The following is a 3,321-nucleotide window of genomic DNA, read 5'->3' on the forward strand; positions in this document are numbered from 1 at the left end:
GCCTCGAGCGCCACGCGCGCCAGGTCTTGGCCGTCTCCCCCGTGATTCACGCACGTCCCCCGACGCGGGGTCCACCGACGATCATGAGCGAGGTGCCGCCTTCCAAGGCGAGCACCCGCCTGACTAGCGGCGCGCCGTAGAGTTCCTCGGCCACCGATCGGCCCCAGACGGCGATCGTGGAGTCGATCAAGGTGGTTTCGCCGCGCAGGAACTCACCTCGTGCGGTTTCGCGCAAGGTCTGTCGGTCGGCGTCGGACAACGCTGTCAGGCTTGTGGGGCGGCTCGCCGAAGCGGGTTGCGGAGGCAGCGGGCGGCGGGTGAGCGCATCCACGACCATGCGGCGGACGGCGGGGCTGCGAGGCCCGCAGCCGACGGCGGTCGACTGCCCGTGGCGGCGGCGCGCCGCCGCACGCGAGTCGCGCCAGTCCGCCACAGCAGCAGCCCGCTTGGCCGGCGTGTCCAGGATCTGCTCCGCGCCTGCGAGCAAGGTCGCCAGCAGGCCCGAAGGCCGGTGGACGGTGTCCGCCTCGCCACGCAGGTGCAGCCAGGCTTTCACCTCGTCCAGGGTCCAGCCGGCGTCTGCCACGTTCCGCACGATCCAGGCGATTCGGGCGGTGTGGCACCGGCCGAGCCAGTCAATCTGGCGGATGACTTCGCCCGATCGAGAGCTTGAACGCCCGCTACCGGCGCGCGGCCCAGGCTTGCGGACACTTCCCGAACGAGCAGGCCGCCCTCAAGCGCCTCTACCTCGCCACCCTCGCCCTCGACCCCACCGGCCGAGGCCGCCAACGCTGGAACAACCGCTGGAAGTCCGCGTTGACAGGTCGCGCGCCCGCATCGGCTGCCCGGTGGCGGTGAACGCGGTGAGAATCTGCTGGTAGGCGGGATGGTCCGGCGTCTCGGGGCGGTTCGGCTCTTCGGCGGGCGCAGGGGCGGGCAGAGCCAGTAGCGTCTTGCGGGTGACGCGCAGGTTCTCGCACTCCGCGTCGAACTCGCCGAGCTGTGCGGCGAGTTCCTCGATGCGGACGCGGAGTCGCGCCGCCTGGTCCGTCAGTTCACGCTCCCGCGTCTCCACGTATTCCAGCACCGCTGTGATCTGCGGGTTCTCGCTCATGCGGTCCTCCAGGAGGGGAGGGTGGCACCGGTGAGGCGGCGCGCCATGACCGAGGTCATCGCCCAGAAGACGCGGGAGCGCGAAGAGGCGGGCCGGTGTTCGTAGTCGCGTACGAGACGGCGGTAGAACATCAGGATCCCGTTCGTCTGCTCCACGATCCACCGCTTGGCCTGCGGAACGAAGCCCTTGTCCGCCGGGTTGCGTTCGACGATCTCGACGTCGATGCCCACGTTCTTGCCGTGCTCGACGACCTTCTTCTTGAAGCCCTGGTCGACCAGGGCCTTGGTCACCGTGTCGCACTGCCCGGCGACACCGTCCAGCAGGGCGATGCCGGCGGTGTTCTCGTGTGCGGAGGCGGGCAGGACGACGCAGTCGATGACGAGGCCCAGCACGTCCACGGCCAGGCATCTCTTCCTGCCCGGCACCCTTTTCGCGGCGTCCTTGCCGGTCGTCGTGGCGGGGACGCCGACGGCGGCGTGGATGCTCTGCGTATCCAGGACCACCAGGCTCGGGTCGGCTAATCGCTTCCGCTTCTCCCGCAGCTGCCAGCGCAGCAGGTCATGAATGTCCTGGTCAGTGCCCTCGTCACGCCAGAGGTAGAAGTAGTACTTCACCGCTCCGGGCGGGGGCATGTCGTGCGGCAGGAACTCCCACTGACACCCCGTGCGGTTCTGGTAGAGGATCGCGTTCACGATCTCCCGCATCGCGTACTTGCCCTGATGCCCGCTGACCGACGGATGCCGGGCCTTCCACGCCGTGATCACGGGTTCGACGAGCTCCCACTGCTCGTCGGTGAGATCGCTCGGGTACGGCTTGCGCATGCTCATGCCACAACCCAAACGAACCCCGAACGCCTGACCGGCAGCGATGCCCCAACGTCACACCATCGAGCGATGACAAGACCGACAGAACGCCACATCCCGCACTCTCACGCTCCTCGAGCGTCAACGGTCTCCGCGCTGCCACGAGCAACCCTCCTCACCTGCACTGTTGCTTCAAGGCTATGACACCGCCGGACCCTTCCCGCGTTCTGCGGGCGTTGTCGCTCGAGCGGAGGCAGGCCGGTCGGCGAGGCGTAGGTCGGGGTGCCGGGGTTGTGGGCCACCTCCCTACCCTGTACAATTTTCTGTACAGAAGGGTGGTGGGTAGTTGTGAGGACGATGTCGTATTCGGAGTCTCGTGCGCGGTACGCGGAGGTGTTGGACGCGGTCAATGACGACCGTGAGGAGGTCGTGATCACGCGTGCGGGCCATGATCCGGTGGTGATCGTGTCCCTTGAGGATTACGAGTCGTTGAAGGAGACGGCCTACCTGCTGCGGAACCCCGTGAACGCGCGGAGGCTGTTGGCCTCGGTCGAGCGGCTGGAGGCCGGCAGGGGGACTGTGAGGGAAACCCTGTCGTGAAGCTGGTGTGGGACGAATCCGCCTGGGACGACTACCTGTGGTGGCAGCTTCAGGACCGCAGGGTCCTGAAGAGGATCAACACCCTTCTCTCGGATGTGACGCGTAACGGGAACGAGGGCATCGGCAAGCCGGAGCCTCTCAAACACGGCTTCCACGGGTACTGGTCCCGCCGGATCAACGACGAGCATCGTCTGGTGTATAAGATCGTCGAGGGTGAGGTGCGTATCGCGGCCTGCCGTTACCACTATGGGAGTTGAGTCCTGTATCCCCCGTGGAACGGGGTCAGGGCTCTTGCAAGGTCGAATTTCTTTGTCGTTTCCGCTGGCCATTGGGAGATGCTGGGTCTTCGAATTTAGTGGGGGTGTGCTTCCCCTTCCCATCAACCCGAGCTGGCCCTGGACCAGCGCGTTCGCCCTGGCCTGGCGGCGACTCACCGCACCACCCGCGGTGCCCTGACCCCGGGCATCCGCCCCGACGAAGACCAGAACGGAGGAACCCGCATCACACCCGGGCCCGTGGAGCCCGGCGCAGCCGCAGCGACACGCGACGACCCCACCCGCCACCATGCGGAACAAATGGGGTGAACCAGCCGCGACCCGGCGTAAGCATTCAGAAGGAATGCAGTTGACCGGTGACGGTGTGTGAGAGGTACTGGTCAGTCGGTCTGCGCGATGGGTGGCATCCAGAGGTTGCCGGTGAGGGCGCGGTGGATGGCCTCGAAGGCGCTCAGTCCGTGTTTGCGGGCGGAGTCGAGGTAGGAGCGCACGGCGAGCCAGGCCGTCGCACCGTGTTCGGACTGGTGGC

General features: G+C 67.1%; 4 protein-coding genes and 1 pseudogene. 3 read left to right on the forward strand and 2 right to left on the reverse strand.

All coding sequences use genetic code 11. The annotated features are described in order from the left end of the window. Positions 1-46: 46 nt before the first annotated feature. Complete coding sequence (locus OTB19_RS42245; protein WP_267804167.1) at positions 47-586, reverse strand: hypothetical protein; 540 nt, start codon at positions 584-586, stop codon at positions 47-49. Between the two features lie 74 nt (positions 587-660). Here OTB19_RS42245 and OTB19_RS42250 point away from each other — a divergent pair. After that, a pseudogene (locus OTB19_RS42250) lies at positions 661-858 on the forward strand (transposase); the annotation flags it as partial. Positions 859-1,110: 252 nt separating this feature from the next. On the opposite strand, the gene OTB19_RS42255 reads toward OTB19_RS42250, so the two are convergent. Continuing rightward, positions 1,111-1,941, reverse strand: coding sequence for an IS5 family transposase (locus OTB19_RS42255; RefSeq protein WP_267804168.1), 831 nt, complete (start codon positions 1,939-1,941; stop codon positions 1,111-1,113). A gap of 324 nt (positions 1,942-2,265) precedes the next feature. On the opposite strand from OTB19_RS42255, the gene OTB19_RS42260 reads away from it, so the two are divergent. Both OTB19_RS42260 and OTB19_RS42265 read left to right on the forward strand, forming a co-directional pair. After that, complete coding sequence (locus OTB19_RS42260) at positions 2,266-2,517, forward strand: type II toxin-antitoxin system Phd/YefM family antitoxin (protein WP_267804169.1); 252 nt, start codon at positions 2,266-2,268, stop codon at positions 2,515-2,517. Continuing rightward, positions 2,514-2,774, forward strand: coding sequence for a Txe/YoeB family addiction module toxin (locus tag OTB19_RS42265; protein ID WP_267804170.1), 261 nt, complete (start codon positions 2,514-2,516; stop codon positions 2,772-2,774). Before OTB19_RS42260 ends, OTB19_RS42265 begins: the two co-directional genes overlap by 4 nt. Positions 2,775-3,321 lie beyond the last annotated feature (547 nt).

The sequence above is a fragment of the Streptomyces sp. H27-H5 genome (genome assembly GCF_026627505.1).
Taxonomy (GTDB): Bacteria; Actinomycetota; Actinomycetes; order Streptomycetales; family Streptomycetaceae; genus Streptomyces.